The sequence below is a fragment of the Micromonospora sp. NPDC002717 genome (assembly GCF_040295705.1).
Lineage (GTDB): Bacteria > Actinomycetota > Actinomycetes > Mycobacteriales > Micromonosporaceae > Micromonospora.
The window spans coordinates 99,747-115,217 of record NZ_JBEOVW010000013.1 but is presented as its reverse complement, the minus strand read 5'-3'; the positions used below and the strand labels follow the sequence as shown (position 1 = coordinate 115,217).

Genomic DNA, 15,471 nt, shown 5'->3' with positions numbered 1-15,471 from the left:
GTCCTGTGCGCCCGGCAGGATTCGAACCTGCGGCCTTGGGATTAGAAGTCCCCTGCTCTATCCGCTGAGCTACGGGCGCGCGGCGTACGTGTCGCGCGTGAAGGGTACCGCCGACCACGGGGTGGCCGGTGGAACGGGTGGTCGCGTCCCACGTCGTCGATCAGGGTCGCACGCACCCCCGGCGGAGGTCACCCGGGTTCCGCCGTCGGCGCGGCCCGGCGGCCGGCGGGTCGTACCCTCGGCTGGTGCTGCTTGACCCGGACACCGAGAACGACGTCGCCTACGAGCTGTGCCAGCTTCTCGGCCGCGCGATCCTGCCCATCCGCCGGACCGACGCCGGGCCGGCGGACGGCGGCCGGGACGAGGGCACGGCGTTCTTCTTCACCGGGCAGGGACGGGAGTACCTGCTTACCGCCGACGCCCTCACCCACGCCCCGGCCGGGGAGATCGGGCTGCGGGCGAGCGTCACCGAGCCGGCCGGGGTGTCGGCGGACGCCGTGGCCCTGCCGGACTACGCCGCGCGGTGGCATCATCGCGGGGACCTCGGCGTGGCCGTCATGCCCACCGGCGGCCTGCACGAGCACGCCGACGGCGAGGGCTGGCGGTGGCGTACCCAGCAGGTGCCGGACGGGATCGCGGCCGACCGGGACGCGATCGCCCGGATCGGCGTGGAGCCGGGCTCGGCCATCGTGCTCGCCCACGGGGCCGGCGCGGACGGCGCCCGGCCGCTGGAGGTGGCGATCGAGCGGGTGGCGCGCGTGGGCGACGCCGTCCGGATCACCGTGGAACTGCCGCTCGGCTACGTCGGCGCGCCGGTGTTCGGTGTCCAGGCCGGCGACGGTGAGGTGGGCCTGCGGTGCCTCGGACTCGTCCTGCCGGCCCGCGACGGCGGTCACCCGCTGGCCACCTTCGACCGCATCCGCGAGGCCGTCGCCGCCGTTTGAGGTGCGTCGGCCGCCGGCTCAGCCGCCCTGCGCGGGCACGCCCGCCTGGTCGGCCCCGTCTGCGGGCCGCCGGCTCGCCGGTGGCCGCTCCCCGTCGCGGACCGTCGGCCCGGCGTCGAAGAACGCGTCGGCCCAGCGCCCGACCTCCGCGAAGACCTTCTCGCGTACGGCGGGGCCGGAGAGCGTGAGGTCGTGCATGCCGCCGTCGAAGCGTGCCACGGTGACGTGCCGGCCGAGGCGGGGCGCCCAGCGGACCATGTGCTCGACGTCGAGGACTGCGTCGGCGAGCGCGGCCGACTCGTGCCACTTCGTCCCCTTGAACGAGCGCGTCGAGCAGGCGAGCAGCACCGGCACCCGGATGTCCAGCCCGGCGCGGAGCTGCCGCTGGGCGGTGCGGATGGCGTTCAGCCAACCGGCCCGGACGGGGAACCCGGCGAGCGGCTTCCACGCCAGGTCGTAGTTCCACTCGCCGTGGTGGTCGGCGTGGATGGTCTGGCTGTAGACGGTGCCCAGCCCGAACGGCAGGACGCGGCGCGGCGCGCGGCGGCCCAGCGGGGCGACGGCGGCGGCGAGCGGCCGGCGTACCGGCCAGGGGGCGTTGATGTCGAAGAAGGGGCTGTTCAGGAAGAGCCCGTCGATGATCCCGGCGTCGCGGCGGGCGTGCGCCCAGAGCGGCATGATCAGGCCGCCGGTGGAGTGGCCCATCGCGAGCAGGGTGTCGTGCCCGTCGTCCTCGCGGATGATCGTCGCGGCGGCGTCCAACTCCGGGAAGTAGTCGCTGACGTCGCGGCAGAAGTTCGGGGTCTGGTGGGGCAGCAGGCTGCGGCCGTGCTTGCGCAGGTCGACGGCGTAGAAGTCCCACCCCCGCTCGGCGAAGAAGTGGCCGAGGTGGGCCTGGAAGAAATAGTCCGTGAAGCCGTGCGTGTAGAGCACGGCCCGCCTGGTCGGGCGGTCGGCGCGGCGACGGACCAGGGTGGCCACCACCGGCCCCTCGTCGTCGGTGCCCAGGTCGATCGTCTGCCGCTCGTACGGCGGGCCCAGCACGTCCGGTTCCACGAACGCGACGGTACGCCGGCGAGCTACCGGGCGGTAGCCCCGCCGTGCCCCGGCCCCGTCCGCCCGCACCGCGGACGGGGCCTCGGGCGTACGCCTCAGACCGTCTCCACCTCGGCGCGGGCCGGGTCGCTCCCGGTGTCGGTCTCGGCGGCCGGCTGGCCGACGTCCCGCAGGTGCTTGTTGTGCCGCGGCTCCTGCTTGGTCTTCGCGTCGTTGAGCCGCCGCCGCAGGTCGTCCCGGACGTCGTTGAGCGCGGCGTGCAGGTCCTCCTCGGCGGACGTGGTGACGATCTTCTGCCGGCCGGCGATCCAACACTCCAGGGTGACCTTCTGTCCCTTGGCCTCCCGGTCCTTCACCGACAGTTCCAGCTCGGTGGCGTCGGCGTGGAACCCGGCCAGCCGGGCGTCCAGCGTGGCGAACTGTTCCGCGATCCAGTTCCGGTCGCCCTGGGAGAACCCGGCGCCGACCCGCAGGCACTCGGCGACGGTGGCCGGGTTGGCGACGGCGCTCATCGCCGCACCTGGCCGGAGACGAAGGCGGTTGCGGTGCTGGTCATCATCATGATCGCTGACCTCTCGTTCGTCGTGCTGTCGGCGGTGCGGTTGATCGAATCCATACCCCGCCGCCTTCCGTCCGGAACGTGACCTCTCCGGTGTCCCGATCATCTGCCGGACGCCGTGGGTGCCCCCAGGGCCGCTCGGCCCTAGCACACCGGGACCTTGATCAGGTCTTTGTCCACAGGTGGTCCGGCTGTCCACAGGCCGGCGGGCGACGGTGGCGCCGGTCGTGCCCGACGGCCCAGGCTCGACACCGAGTCGACTCGCGATGGCAAGCCCGATCTCCCCCTGGAGGGACGATGTTCGACACCTACGTCACGGTCGTGGGCAACGTGTTGACGGCCCCGGAGTGGCGCCGCACCACCCAGAGCAACACCCTGGTGGCCAACTTCAAGGTCGCCTCCACCGCGCGCCGGCTCGACCGCGACAGCGGTCGCTGGGTCGACGGCAACAGCCTGCGCGTCCGCGTCAACTGCTGGCGCAAGCTCGCCGAGGGCGTGGCCGCCTCGGTGATGGTCGGCGACCCGGTGGTGGTCTGCGGGCGGCTCTACACCCGCGACTGGACCGACGACGCCGGCAACCACCGCACCCTCTACGAGTTGGAAGCGGTCGCCGTCGGTCACGACCTGTCCCGGGGCCGGGGCCGGTTCATGCGCAACCGGCCGAGCATGACCACCAGCACCGTCGAGGACGCGGAGGCCGAGCACCGGGTGCACGGCGAGGCGACCGAGCCGGTGCCGGACGAGGACGCCCCCGCCCTGCCCGACGGCCGGCTGCTCGACGACGGGTTCGAGCTGCCCGACTTCGGCCCGTCCGGGGCCGGCCCCGGCCTGCCGGCCGACGCCGGCTTCGACGGCTCGCTCGACCCCTTCGACGACCCGGCGGACGGCAGCCGCGACGAGGACCCCGACGGCCCCGCGCCGGAGGCCGGCGACCCGACGTCGGTGCCCGAGGAGTCCGACGCGCCAGCGGGCTCGCACCCCGGGGAAACCGACGCGGGCCTCACCCCGAACGGGCGCGGCCGACGGGGTCGGGGGCGGGTGCCGCAGCCGGCGTGACGGGCGGGCCCGGGCGACACGACGGGGGCGGGGTGACGCCGGCCACGCCGTCGTCACCCCGCGTGTCTCCCGCGCCTCCGCCCGGCGATCCCGGCTGGTGTCGGCGGGCGCGTCCCCCGGCAGCGGGCGGGCGCGGCTCGTGGCGGGCGCGTCTCCCGGCAGCGGGCGGGCGCGGCTCGTGGCGGCCGGGGGAACGCCTGTCAGCGAGCACGGCCCTCGTCGGCGTGGCACGGCCCCTGCCGGGGCCCTTGGCCGGCGGGCACCCCTGGAGGCGGCCCTCGTCGGCGTGGCATGGCCCTGTCGGGGGTCCTTGTCGGCGGGCGCCCCCTGTCGGCGGGCCTTTGTCGGTGTGGCACGGTCCCTGTCGGCGGGCCGCCCCGGTCGCCGGCCCGCGAGTTCCGGTCGCTCCCGCCCGAGGGCGGGAAGGCGCTCGGCTAGGCTGGCCGGCCGGAGGTGATGGCGGGTGCGACAGGCGACGCCGGTGGCGACTGCGGCGGGACTGGTCGCGGGGTACGCACTCGACGCGCTCCTCGGCGACCCCCGCCGCTACCACCCCGTGGCCGGCTTCGGCCGCGCCGCCGGAGCCCTGGAGCGGCGGATCTACCGCCCGGACAGGGGCGCCGGTACGGCGTTCGCCGCGCTGGCGGTCGGCGCGCCGGTGCTGCTCGGCGTGGCCGCGACGGTTGCCACCCGACACCGCCCGGTGGCCCGGGCGGCGCTGGTCGCCGCCGGGACCTGGACGGTGCTGGGCGGGCGTACCCTGCGGCACGAGGCCACCGTGATGGGGCGGGCCCTGCGCGACGGCGACCTGCCGGCGGCGCGGCAGCGGCTCGGTCATCTCTGCGGCCGGGATCCGTCGGCGCTCGACGAGCCCGAGCTGGCCCGTGCGACCGTGGAGTCGGTCGCCGAGAACACGTCGGACGCCGTCGTCGCCCCGCTGCTCTGGGGAGCGGTCGCGGGCCTGCCCGGCCTGCTCGGCTACCGGGCGGCGAACACCCTCGACGCGATGGTGGGCCACCGCTCGCCCCGCTACGCCCGGTTCGGCACCCCGGCCGCTCGCCTCGACGACCTGCTCAACCTGGTGCCCGCGCGGCTGACCGGGCTGCTCACCATCGCCGTCGCGCCGACCGCCGACGGCGACCGGGAACGCGCCTGGCGGGTGTGGCGCCGGGACCGCGACGACCACCCCAGCCCGAACGCCGGGCAGTGCGAGGCCGCGATGGCCGGCGCCCTCGGCGTACGGCTCGGCGGGCGTAACGTCTACTTCGGCCGCTCGGAGGTGCGGCCGTTCCTCGGCGACGGCCCCCGGCCCGAGGCGCGGCACCTGAAGCGGGCCGCCCGGATCTCGGGCGCGGTCGGGCTGGCCGCGCTCGGCCTGGCGGCCGCCTATCCGCTGACCGTCGGTCGCCTGGTGACCGCCGTCGGTCGCCGCGTCGCAGCGACGGCGGGGCGGGGGAGCGGCCGGTGAGCGGCGGGCTGCTGGTCGCCGGCACGACCTCCGACGCCGGCAAGAGCGTGCTCACCGCCGGCATCTGCCGGTGGTTGCACCGCCGGGGCGTGAAGGTGGCGCCGTTCAAGGCCCAGAACATGTCCAACAACTCGGCCGTGGTCGTCGGTGCGGACGGCCGGGGCGGAGAGATCGGCCGGGCCCAGGCGATGCAGGCGGCGGCCTGCGGGCTCGCCCCCGACCTGCGGTTCAACCCCGTTCTGCTCAAGCCGGGCAGCGACCTGGCCAGTCAGGTGGTGCTGCTCGGCGAGGCCGTCGACACGGTCACCGCCGGCAACTTCCGCCAGCTGCGGCCCCGCCTCGCCGAGACGGCGTACGCGGCGCTCGCCGAGCTGCGGGAGGCGTACGACGTGGTGATCTGCGAGGGGGCGGGCAGCCCGGCGGAGATCAACCTGCGGGCCGGCGACTACGTCAACATGGGCCTGGCCCGGCACGCCAACCTGCCCACGATCGTGGTCGGCGACATCGACCGGGGCGGGGTGTTCGCCTCGATGTTCGGCACCGTCGCCCTGCTGGACCCGGCCGACCAGGCGCTGATCGCCGGGTTCGTGATCAACAAGTTCCGGGGCGACCTCGGGCTCCTCCGGCCCGGGCTGGACATGCTGCACCGGGTCACCGGTCGGCCGGCGTACGGGGTGCTGCCCTGGGCGCTCGACCTCTGGCTCGACGCCGAGGACTCGCTCGCGTACGGGCGGGTGCTCGGCCGGCCGGCCGCCCCGCGCGGCACCGACTGGCTGGACGTCGCCGTGGTCCGGCTGCCCCGGATCAGCAACGCCACCGACGTCGAGGCGCTCGCCACCGAGCCCGGCGTACGGGTGCGGCTGACCGTCGAGCCGGCCGAGCTGGCCGCCGCCGACCTGATCGTCCTGCCCGGCTCGAAGTCGACGGTGGCGGACCTGGCCTGGCTGCGGGAGACCGGGCTCGCCGACGCGGTGCTGGCGCACGCGGCGGCGGGCAGGCCGCTGCTCGGCATCTGCGGCGGCTTCCAGATGCTGGCCCGGGCCATCCACGACCCGGTGGAGAGCCGGCAGGGGAGCGTGCCGGGGCTGGGCCTGCTGCCGATCGAGGTCACCTTCGACCCGCGCAAGACCGTCCGGCAGTCGGTCGGGACCGCCGGCGGCGACGTCCCGGTCCGTGGCTACGAGATCCACCACGGCTACGTCTCGCACACCGATCCCACGCTGACCCCGCTGCTGACCTGCGCTGACGGCAGCGGCGAGGGCGCGGTGGCGGGCACGGTGCACGGCACCCACTGGCACGGAGCCTTCGAGTCCGACGAATTCCGCCGCCGTTTCCTGACCGAGGTGGCCCGGCTGGCCGGCCGGTCCGGCTTCCGGGTCGCGCCGGACACGTCGTTCGCCGCCGCCCGCGAGCGCTCCCTTGACCTGCTCGGCGACCTGGTCGAGGAGCACCTGGACACCGATGCCCTCTGGCGTCTCGTCGAGACCGGCCCGCCGGCCGACCTCCCCTTCATCCCACCCGGCGCCCCACCGGCCCCCTGACGACGCCCCGCCTCGCGCACGTCCGTGCCGAACGGGCCTTGCCGTGCGCCGTGTGCTTGTGGCGTGTGCCGTGCGCCTGCGGTCCACGCCGCGGCCTACGTGCCGTGCGGCTGACGCTGCGGGCTGGGCGCCGTACCTGCGCCGCACACCCTCGCGCCACCGATGGTGGTCCCATGGACGGGGCAGCTCGACAGTGGCCGGACGGTGGCTGGCGGACCCAGACCATTCGGATCGGACCCGCCGGATCGGACCCGCCGGGTCGGGAGTCAGTAGCGGATGTCGGCCGGGCGGTCGGACATCGGCAGCCCCGCCTCACGCCACGCCTGCACGCCGCCGATCACGTCGGTGGCGCGGTGCAGACCGAGCGCCCGCAGGCTCGCCACCGCGAGGCTGGAGGCGTAGCCCTGCCGGCACACCACGACGATCCGCCGGTCGTAACCCGTGGCCTCGGGGATCCGCCAGGCGCTGGCCGGGTCCAGCCGCCATTCCAGCACCGTCCGGTCGATCACGACGGCACCCGGGAGGTCGCCCTGTTCCCGGCGCTGCACGTCGGTGCGGGTGTCGACCAGCAAGGCCCCGGTGCGGACCGCCTCGACGGTCTGGTGCGGGGTCAGCCGGCGCACGCCGGCGCGGGCCTGTTCCAGCAGGGCGTCGACGCCCGGACTCATCACGCTGTGGGACACCAGCCGATCATCCCGCCCGGTCCGGGGCACCGCCGACCGAACGCTCCGGCCAGCCCGACGACCGCTCGTTCGGGCGACCCCCGATCGGTGTGCCCGCACGGGGTCGCCCCCGACGCCCCGCCGAGGCCGGCCCACGCGCCGTCCGCGCGGCTCGCCCGTCGTCGGCCCGCCCCGCGCCTCCCACTACCGTCGGTCAGGTGGTGGTGGCGGTGGTCGAGGCGTACGACCGGTTGGCCCGGCGGGTGCTCGCCGGGCCGGCGCGGTTGGGGCGGACCCGGCTCGTGGTGGTGGACGGGCCGAGCGGCGCGGGCAAGAGCGTGTTCGCGGCGCGGCTCGCGGACGCCCTCGCCGACCTGCCCGGCGCCGGGCGGCCGCCCGTGGTGCACACCGACGACCTGCTCGACGGGTGGGACGACCAGCTCACCTTCTGGCCCCGGCTCGAAGAGTGCGTGCTGGCGCCGCTGCGCGCCGGTCGGCCGGGGGCGTACCGGCGGTACAGCTGGGTCCGCCGGGCCTTCCTGCCCCGTCCGGTGCCGGTGCCGGTCGCGCCGGTGCTGGTGGTCGAGGGGGTCAGTGCGGCGCGGGCCGCAACCGCAGCGGACCGCACCCTCGCCGTCTTCGTCACCGCCCCGGCGCCGCTGCGGCTCACCCGGGCCGTGCGGCGGGACGGTTCCGGCATCCTGCCGGAGCTGCGCCGCTGGCACCTCGGGGAGCGGGCGCACTTCGCCGCGGACCGCACCGAGGCCCGGGCCGACCTGGTGGTCGACGGCGCGCCGACCCTGCCGCACGACGCCGCCCGCTACTACGTGCGGCGGCCCTGACCAGGGTGGCCATGGCCTCGGGCGAGGCGACCGGTAAGGCCGGCATACGATGCCGGTCATGACCACACCGATCATGTCCGAGTCCGAGGTCCGGGTCGCCGTCGAGCGGGAGCTGCCCGGCGTCCGTGCCGACCTGGAACGCCTCGTCCGCATCCCCGGCATCGCGTTCGAGGGCTTCGACCACTCGCACGTGGAGCGCTCCGCCGAGGCGGTGGCCGAGCTGCTGCGCGGCTGCGGCCTCGACGTCAAGATCGTGCGCTCCGGCGGCCAGCCGGCGGTCATCGGGAAGAAGCCCGCCCCGCCCGGTGCGCCGACGGTGCTGCTCTACGCCCACCACGACGTGCAGCCGGTGGGCGACCTGTCGCTGTGGGAGTCGGACCCGTTCGAGCCCGTGGAGCGGGACGGCCGGCTCTACGGCCGGGGCGCCGCCGACGACAAGGCCGGCATCATGGCGCACGTCGCGGCGCTGCGCGCGTTCGGGGACGCGCTGCCGGTGGGCGTGGTCCTGTTCATCGAGGGCGAGGAGGAGTACGGCTCCGACTCGCTGGAGCGGCTGCTCGCCGAGCACCGCGACGAGATCGCCTCGGACGTCATCGTCATCGCCGACTCCGGCAACTGGGACATCGGCGTGCCGGCGCTGACCACCTCGTTGCGGGGCATCGTCAACTGCTTCGTCGAGGTTCGCACCCTCGACCACGCCGTGCACAGCGGCATGTTCGGCGGTGCGGTGCCGGACGCGCTGACCGCGCTGGTCCGGCTGCTGGCCACCCTGCACACCGATGCCGGCGACGTCGCCGTCGACGGCCTGGTGGGCCGGGAGGGCGCGGTCGTCGACTACCCGGAGGAGCGGATCCGCGCCGAGGCCGGGCTGAGCGAGGGCGTCGACTTCATCGGCACCGGGCGGATCACCGACCGGCTCTGGACCAAGCCGGCCCTCGCGGTGCTCGGCATCGACGCCCCGGCCACCGGCGAGGCGCCGAACGCCCTGGTTCCGACCGCGAAGGCGAAGCTGAGCGTGCGGCTCGCGCCGGGCGACGACCCCAAGCGGGCGTACGCGGCCCTGCGCGCTCACCTGGAGAAGTACGCGCCGTGGGGTGCGCGGGTGACCGTCACCTTCGAGCACGACGGTGACCCGTGTGTCATCGACGCCTCCGGCCCGATGTTCGACGCCGCCCGTTCGGCGTTCCGGACCGCCTGGGACGGCACCGACCCGGTGGACATCGGCGTCGGCGGCTCGATCCCGTTCATCGCCACCTTCCAGGAGATGTTCCCGCGGGCGGCGATCCTGGTGACCGGCGTCGAGGACCCGCACGCCCGGGCGCACGGCCCGAACGAGAGCCTGCACCTCGGCGAGTTCGCCCGGGTCTGCCTGGCCGAGGCGCTGCTGCTGAAGAAGGTCGCCGAGGCGGGCGCCGACGGGCGTTAGGTGTCGGAACCGTAACTTCCGGGTCGATGTGGGAGTTTGCGGTGTGTCGGGCGCGGGCTTGTTATAGCCTCTCGAACATGCGTACGAACGAGGTGATGAGCCGGCTCGAAGCCGCCGTCAGCGCTCTGGGGGACGTCGATGTCTCCGCGTGGCCCGAGGACACGCTCAAGGAACAGCTCGGTGAGCTCTCCGCCGCCCTGGTCGCGCTCGACACGGTGCTCTCCCGGGTCGCCGACGAGATCCGCGCCCGCGGGCTCCGCATCGAGGAGCCCGTCTCGGCCTGACCGCCCGGCCCGCATGACGCCCGGGCACGGCAATGCCCGGGTGGTGTCGGGGGTGGCTGGCAGGATGGACCCGTGCGGTTCATCGACCTGGCAGCCACCTCCGCCGCCGTCGGCGCCACCCGGGCCCGGCGGGCCAAGGTGGAGCTGCTCGCCGAGGCGCTGCGGTCGCTCGACCCCGACGAGGTCGCGGCCGGCTCGGGGTGGCTGGCCGGCGAGCTGCGCCAGCGGCAGACCGGGGTGGGCTGGGCGAGCCTGCGTGACATGCCGCCCCCGGCGGCCGAGCCGACCCTGACCGTGGCCGCCGTCGACGCGGCCGTCGACGAGATCGCGGCGGTGCGTGGGCCGGGTTCGCAGGCCCGCCGCCGGGCGCTGCTCGGTGCGCTCTACGCCGCCGCCACCGCCGACGAGCAGCGGCTGCTGACCGGCCTGTTCAGTGGCGAGCTGCGGCAGGGCGCCCAGGCGGGGCTGCTCGCCGACGCGGTGGCCCGGGCGGCCGACGTGCCGGTCGCCGCCGTACGCCGGGCTCTGCTTCTCGCCGGCGACCTGCGGGCGGTCGCGGTCGCCGCGCTCGACGGCGGCGCGCCGGCGCTGGCCGCCTTCGGCCTCCAGGTCGGCCGCCCGCTCGCGCCGATGCTGGCCCAGAGCGCGCCCTCGGTGGACGAGGCGCTCGCCGCCACCGGGACGCCCGCCGTGGTCGACGTCAAGCTCGACGGCATCCGGATCCAGGTGCACCGCTCCGGCCACGACATCGCCGTCTTCACCCGCAGCCTCGACGACATCACCGCCCGGGTGCCCGAGGTGGTCGCCGCCGTGCGGGCGCTGCCCGCCCGCGAGCTGGTGCTCGACGGCGAGGCGATCGGGCTCGACGCGACGGGCCGGCCGCTGCCCTTCCAGGAGACGTCGAGCCGCGCGGCGCGGCGCACCACGCCGAGCACCACCGGCCGGGCCCCGGTCGCCCCGGCCGTGCTCGCCGCCGCCGAGTCCACCGGCGAGACGGTGCTGACGCCGTACTTCTTCGACCTGCTGCACCTCGACGGCAACGACCTGATCGACCTGCCCGGCCGGGAGCGCTGGGCCGCGCTCGCCGCCGCGGTCGACCCTCCGCTGCTGGTCGGTCGGATGGAGGTCGACGGCCCGGAGCGGGCCGGCGAGGCGTTCGCCGCCGCGGTCGACGCCGGCCAGGAGGGGGTCGTGGTGAAGGCGCCCGACGCCCCCTACGACGCCGGCCGTCGGGGCGCCGCCTGGGTCAAGGTGAAGCCCCGGCACACCCTCGACCTGGTGGTGCTCGCGGTGGAGTGGGGCAGCGGCCGGCGCCAGGGCTGGCTGTCCAACCTGCACCTCGGCGCGCGGGACCCGCGCACCGGCGACTTCGTGATGCTCGGCAAGACGTTCAAGGGCCTGACCGACGAGGTGCTGCGCTGGCAGACCGAGCGGTTCCTCTCCCTCGCCGTCGAGCGCGGCGACTGGGTGGTGCGGGTCCGCCCCGAGCAGGTGGTCGAGATCGCCTTCGACGGGGTGCAGACCAGTTCCCGCTACCCGGGCGGGGTGGCGTTGCGCTTCGCCCGGGTGGTGCGTTACCGCGACGACAAGACAGCGGCCGATGCCGACACCATCGACGACGTGCGCGCCATCCACGCAGGGCGGGCCAGCGGCTGACCGCCCGGCGGGGGTGTGCCGGGCGGCGCGAGCCGTGGGCGGGTCACATGTTCGACAGCGACCGGGCGTAGTTGACCTGGTTGTTGATGTGCTGCACCTGGACCTGGTTCGCGACGGGGATCCGGGCCACGTACTGCTGGGCGCCGTTCGACACGGTGACCTGCACGGTGCCGTGGTGCCGGGTCTCCTTGATCAGCAGGAACAGCAGGCTGAAGAAGGTCAGGCAGAAGAAACCGACGATGGCGCACACCACCGCCCAGGTGGCGGTCTTCTGCTCCTGCTGCCAGTGGTCGACGACGTGCCAGGAGGCGCCGGCGAGCGGCAGCACGCCGGCCGGCGTACGGATCACCGGCGGGCTCACCATGATCTCGCCGATCTGCACCGCCACCGCGCCCTGCGCGGGCGGTGGGTAGCCGGCCGGCAGCGGGCCCGGCTGCCCGGCTGCGGGCGCCATCACCGGCGGGTGCGGTCCCGGCCGGACCAGATCCGTACCGGGCGCCGCCGCGTACGGCTGGGCCGGCGGGGCGGAGTACTGCGCGGCTGCCGGCGGGGCGGAGTAGGGCTGGGCCGGCGGAGCGGAGTAGGGCTGGGCCGGCGGAGCGGAGTACTGCGCGGCCGGTGGGGCGGAGTCCGGGCCCGGGAGCGGCGGTGCGAGGTGGTGCGGCGCTGCCGGCGGCGCCTGGTAACCGGTCGAGACCGGGGCGGATGCCCAGGGATCGGTCGTCGGGTGCGGCTGAGTCGCCGGCTCCGAGGGTGGCAGCGGCATGGTGGGATCAGGGGTCACTGCGAACCCCCACGCAGATTGATCATTGACGGACCCTACAACGGGACCGGTGCGGCCGAGGAACCGCGGATCGACCGTCCAGGGCCCGGGACCGGCGCGGCGGACCGCGTCGCTCAGGCGACGCTGTGCGACGCGGGCTCCGCGGCGCGGTCGGTGGGCCGCTCCTGCCCCACGCCGGCCAGCCGGCGGGCCTCCCGGCGGGCCACCCAGCCGTAGCCGAAGAGGGTCATCGCGGCGAAGATCCACCACTGCACGACGTAGCCGAAGTTCTGCCAGTTGTTGGTGTGCCCGACCGGCACGTCCTTGAAGGTCGGGTCGGCCGCCGGGGTCTGCTCGTCCAGCAGCAGGTACGCCCCGTGCACCGGGTACGGCAGCTCCTGGGCCAGCCGGGGCACGGCGATCCGCCGGGTCTCCAGCTTGCCGTCGCGCCGGGTGACGCCGACCGAGCCGCTCTCGCTCAGGTGCACCCGGCCCGTCACGGTGACCTCACCGGTGGGAGCGGGCGGCACGTTCGGCTGGACGGTCGCGTCACCGCCCGGAGCCGGCGGGATCCAACCACGGTCCACCAGCACCGCCGTGCCGTCGGCCAGCACGAGCGGGGTGAGCACCTCGAAGCCGACCGTGCGCTCGACGGCACGGCCCCGGACCAGGACGACGTTCGCGGAGTCGTACCGGCCCGTCACGGTGACCTTGGTCCAGGACCTCTCCTCGGCGGGCGCGGGGCCGGCCGTGCCGCTGCCGCCGGTCGGGGCGGGCAGCACGTCGCGCAGCGGGACCGGGTCCATCCGCAGGCCGGCGTCGATCCGTTCGTTGATCGCCGTACGCCCGTGGTAGCGGTCCAGCTGCCAGTTTCCGAGCAGCACCATCACCGCTGCGGCGACCAGGGTCAGCGCGAGGATGCCCAGCCAGCGCGGCGTCAGCAGGAACCGGTACACGACCACGAGGCTACCCCTGTGCTCCGGGCCACCGACCTCGGCGGCCCCGATCCGCACCGGTCAGCGACCTCGGCAGCCCCGATCCGCGCCGGTCACCGGCCTCGGCGGCCCCGATCCGCGCCGGGTCACCGGTCCCAGCGGCCCCGATCCGCCCCCCGGCGCCGCGCGCCCGACAGGTCCGCTCGGCATCGGCCGGCCGCCGCCCGCGTCGGCTATCGTCACGCGGGCGGACCGCGCGGTCGGCCCGCCGCAGGGTTCCCCCGCCGCCCCGCAGGGAGTCGATGATGACCGTCGTGCCGCGCCTGGTGCTCAGCGCGCCGTCCTCCGGCCACGGCAAGAACACGCTGGCGATCGGGCTGCTCGCGGCGCTCGCCGACCGGGGCGTCGACGTCGCCGGGTTCAAGATCGGCCCGGACCACGTCGACGCCGCGTACCTCGGGCTGGCCGCGGGCCGCCCCGGTCGCACCCTCGACCCCCGGCTGGTCGGCGCCGACCGGATCGCCCCGCTGGTCGCCCACGGGGCGTCGGGCGCCGGGCTCGCGCTGGTGCAGGGCAGCATGGGGCTGTTCGACAGCCTCACCGGCCGTCCGGAGAGCGAGTCGACGGCCGCCGTGGCGACCGCGTTGCGCAGCCCCGTCGTGCTGGTGGTGGATGTCGCCGCGATGGGGCAGTCGGTGGCCGCCCTGGTGCAGGGCTTCCGGGCGTACGACGAGCAGCTCTGGCTCGGCGGGGTGGTCCTCAACCGGGTGGCCTCGGCGCGGCACGAGGAGCTGCTGCGCGTGGCGCTCGACGACATCGGCGTACCGGTCTACGGGGTGCTGCGCCGCCACGACCTGCCGGCGGTGCTGCCGCCGCGCCGGCACGGGGCGATGCCCGCGCTCGCCCGCACCGGTGAGGCCACCCGCGCCGTACGCCGGCTCGGCGAGGCGGTCGCCGCCACGGTCGACCTGGACCGGCTGCTGGGGCTGGCCCGCTCCGCCCCGCCCCTGCCGACGCCGCCGTGGTCGCCCGCGGCCGACCGGCCCGCCGCCGGCCCGCGCCCGGTCGTCGCGGTCGCCGGGGCGGCGGGCGGCAGCTACGGCCATGCCGAGGCCACGGAGCTGCTCCGGGCGGCCGGCGCGCAGGTGGTGACGGTCGACCCGCTGCACGACGAGGCGCTGCCCGCCGGTGCCGCCGCGCTGGTCGTCGGCGGCGGGCTTCCCGAGTCGTACGCCGAGCAGCTCTCCGCCAACCGTCGGCTCTGCATCGCGGTCGCCGAGCTGGCCCGCACCGGGCGGCCGGTCGTCGCCGAGGGCGCCGGCCTGCTCTGGCTGGCCCGGGAGCTGGACGGGCTGCCCATGTGCGGGGTGCTCGACGCGGTCGGGACCAGCCGGGACGGCCTGGTCGTCGGCTACCGGGAGGCGACCGCCCTGACCGACGGCGTGGTGGCGCCGGCGGGCACGGTGGTGACCGGGTACAAGGAGCACCGTGCCGTACTCACCCCGCGCGCCGGCGCGCGGGCGGCCTGGAGTTGGGACGGCGGGGCGCCCGAGGGCTTCGTCTGGCGGGGCGTGCACGCCTCGCAACTCACCGTGCACTGGGCGGCGTACCCGCAGCTCGCCGCCCGGCTGGTCGACGCGGCGGCGGAGGCGGCGGTCGACCCCGCGACCGCCCGGCTCGGCGGGGTGCCCGCGTGATCGGCCAGGTGGCGGTGCGCCGCTTCCCGGCGCTGACGGTCTCCACGCCCCGCACCGAGGTGCGCGCGCTGACCGCCGCCGACGCGAAGGCCGCCGACGAGGTCTTCGCCGACCGGCAGACCCAGCGGTGGCTGCCGCTGGTCGACACGTCCGGCCAGATCGACGGGCTGGCCTGGTGTACCGACCTGGCCCGGCAACGGCGTGACAGCGGCGACGGCGACCACTACGCGGTGGTGCGCCGGGAGGACGACCGGGTGGTCGGCTGCCTGTGGACCCGGCGCACCGACTGGGGCGCCCGGTGCACCGAGGTCTCCTATGCGATGGCGGCGCACGCGAGGGGCTTCGGGCTGGCCGCCGAGGCGGTCGACGCGCTCGCCATCGCGCTGATCCTCGAACACGGCTTCCAGCGCGTCGAGCTGCGCGTCGCCCCCGGCAACCTGGCCTCCCGCCGGGTCGCCGAGAAGGCCGGCTTCAGCTACGAGGGCCTGCTGCGCAACGCCGGCTTCGTCCGGGGCGGCCGGGTCGACCTGGAGGTCTGGTCCTTCGTCGCCGCCGACCTCCGCTGACCCGCCCGACCCTCGC

Annotated in this window: 15 protein-coding genes and 1 tRNA gene; 10 read left to right on the top strand and 6 right to left on the bottom strand. The window is 75.8% G+C overall.

Annotation, left to right across the window (positions count from 1 at the left end):
- Nucleotides 1-6: 6 nt before the first annotated feature.
- A tRNA-Arg gene (locus ABT006_RS20535) sits at nt 7-79 on the bottom strand.
- 166 nt (nt 80-245) lie between these two features.
- On the opposite strand from ABT006_RS20535, the gene ABT006_RS20530 reads away from it, so the two are divergent.
- Nucleotides 246-944 (top strand): hypothetical protein, encoded by a 699-nt coding sequence (locus ABT006_RS20530; protein ID WP_350708555.1) that lies wholly within the window; start codon nt 246-248, stop codon nt 942-944.
- 18 nt (nt 945-962) lie between these two features.
- Here the strand turns inward: ABT006_RS20530 and ABT006_RS20525 are convergent, their stop codons facing one another.
- Both ABT006_RS20525 and ABT006_RS20520 read right to left on the bottom strand, forming a co-directional pair.
- Entirely contained in the window at nt 963-2,000 is a 1,038-nt protein-coding gene (locus ABT006_RS20525) for an alpha/beta hydrolase (protein WP_350708553.1), read from the bottom strand.
- Nucleotides 2,001-2,095: 95 nt separating this feature from the next.
- Nucleotides 2,096-2,512 carry an HPF/RaiA family ribosome-associated protein gene (locus tag ABT006_RS20520; RefSeq protein ID WP_350708551.1) on the bottom strand — a complete coding sequence of 139 codons (417 nt, stop codon included), beginning with the start codon at nt 2,510-2,512 and terminating at the stop codon, nt 2,096-2,098.
- A gap of 344 nt (nt 2,513-2,856) precedes the next feature.
- Here ABT006_RS20520 and ABT006_RS20515 point away from each other — a divergent pair, with 344 nt between their 5' ends.
- From ABT006_RS20515 to ABT006_RS20505, 3 genes are all read left to right on the top strand, one after another.
- A complete protein-coding gene (locus ABT006_RS20515; protein WP_350708549.1) occupies nt 2,857-3,615 on the top strand; it encodes a single-stranded DNA-binding protein in 759 nt (252 codons plus the stop codon).
- A gap of 463 nt (nt 3,616-4,078) precedes the next feature.
- A complete protein-coding gene (locus ABT006_RS20510; protein WP_350708547.1) occupies nt 4,079-5,083 on the top strand; it encodes a cobalamin biosynthesis protein in 1,005 nt (334 codons plus the stop codon).
- Nucleotides 5,080-6,624: a cobyric acid synthase gene (locus tag ABT006_RS20505; RefSeq protein WP_350708545.1), complete on the top strand. Its 1,545-nt coding sequence runs from the start codon at nt 5,080-5,082 to the stop codon at nt 6,622-6,624. Before ABT006_RS20510 ends, ABT006_RS20505 begins: the two co-directional genes overlap by 4 nt.
- 266 nt (nt 6,625-6,890) lie before the next feature.
- Here ABT006_RS20505 and ABT006_RS20500 read toward each other — a convergent pair whose 3' ends face one another.
- Nucleotides 6,891-7,292 carry a rhodanese-like domain-containing protein gene (locus ABT006_RS20500; RefSeq protein WP_350708734.1) on the bottom strand — a complete coding sequence of 134 codons (402 nt, stop codon included), beginning with the start codon at nt 7,290-7,292 and terminating at the stop codon, nt 6,891-6,893.
- Nucleotides 7,293-7,504: 212 nt separating this feature from the next.
- Here ABT006_RS20500 and ABT006_RS20495 point away from each other — a divergent pair, with 212 nt between their 5' ends.
- The 4 genes from ABT006_RS20495 (at nt 7,505) to ABT006_RS20480 (ending at nt 11,494) form a co-directional block, all read left to right on the top strand.
- Entirely contained in the window at nt 7,505-8,128 is a 624-nt protein-coding gene (locus ABT006_RS20495) for a uridine kinase family protein (protein WP_350708543.1), read from the top strand.
- Between the two features lie 73 nt (nt 8,129-8,201).
- Nucleotides 8,202-9,554, top strand: a complete 1,353-nt coding sequence (locus ABT006_RS20490; RefSeq protein WP_350708732.1) for a dipeptidase — start codon at nt 8,202-8,204, stop codon at nt 9,552-9,554.
- 77 nt (nt 9,555-9,631) lie between these two features.
- Complete coding sequence (locus ABT006_RS20485; protein WP_350686124.1) at nt 9,632-9,838, top strand: hypothetical protein; 207 nt, start codon at nt 9,632-9,634, stop codon at nt 9,836-9,838.
- 72 nt (nt 9,839-9,910) lie between these two features.
- On the top strand, nt 9,911-11,494 hold the full coding sequence (locus ABT006_RS20480) for an ATP-dependent DNA ligase (RefSeq protein WP_350708541.1): 1,584 nt from the start codon (nt 9,911-9,913) through the stop codon (nt 11,492-11,494).
- A gap of 43 nt (nt 11,495-11,537) precedes the next feature.
- Here the strand turns inward: ABT006_RS20480 and ABT006_RS20475 are convergent, their stop codons facing one another.
- Nucleotides 11,538-12,260 (bottom strand): hypothetical protein, encoded by a 723-nt coding sequence (locus ABT006_RS20475; RefSeq protein WP_350708539.1) that lies wholly within the window; start codon nt 12,258-12,260, stop codon nt 11,538-11,540.
- 131 nt (nt 12,261-12,391) lie between these two features.
- Nucleotides 12,392-13,219, bottom strand: coding sequence for an SURF1 family cytochrome oxidase biogenesis protein (locus ABT006_RS20470; RefSeq protein WP_350708730.1), 828 nt, complete (start codon nt 13,217-13,219; stop codon nt 12,392-12,394).
- Between the two features lie 278 nt (nt 13,220-13,497).
- Between ABT006_RS20470 and ABT006_RS20465 the strand changes: the two genes are divergently transcribed.
- Both ABT006_RS20465 and ABT006_RS20460 read left to right on the top strand, forming a co-directional pair.
- The gene (locus ABT006_RS20465) at nt 13,498-14,889 is read left to right on the top strand and encodes a cobyrinic acid a,c-diamide synthase CobB (protein ID WP_350708537.1); all 1,392 of its coding nucleotides are present in this window, start codon (nt 13,498-13,500) and stop codon (nt 14,887-14,889) included.
- Nucleotides 14,886-15,455 carry a GNAT family N-acetyltransferase gene (locus ABT006_RS20460; protein ID WP_350708536.1) on the top strand — a complete coding sequence of 190 codons (570 nt, stop codon included), beginning with the start codon at nt 14,886-14,888 and terminating at the stop codon, nt 15,453-15,455. Before ABT006_RS20465 ends, ABT006_RS20460 begins: the two co-directional genes overlap by 4 nt.
- The last annotated feature ends 16 nt before the right edge of the window (nt 15,456-15,471 follow it).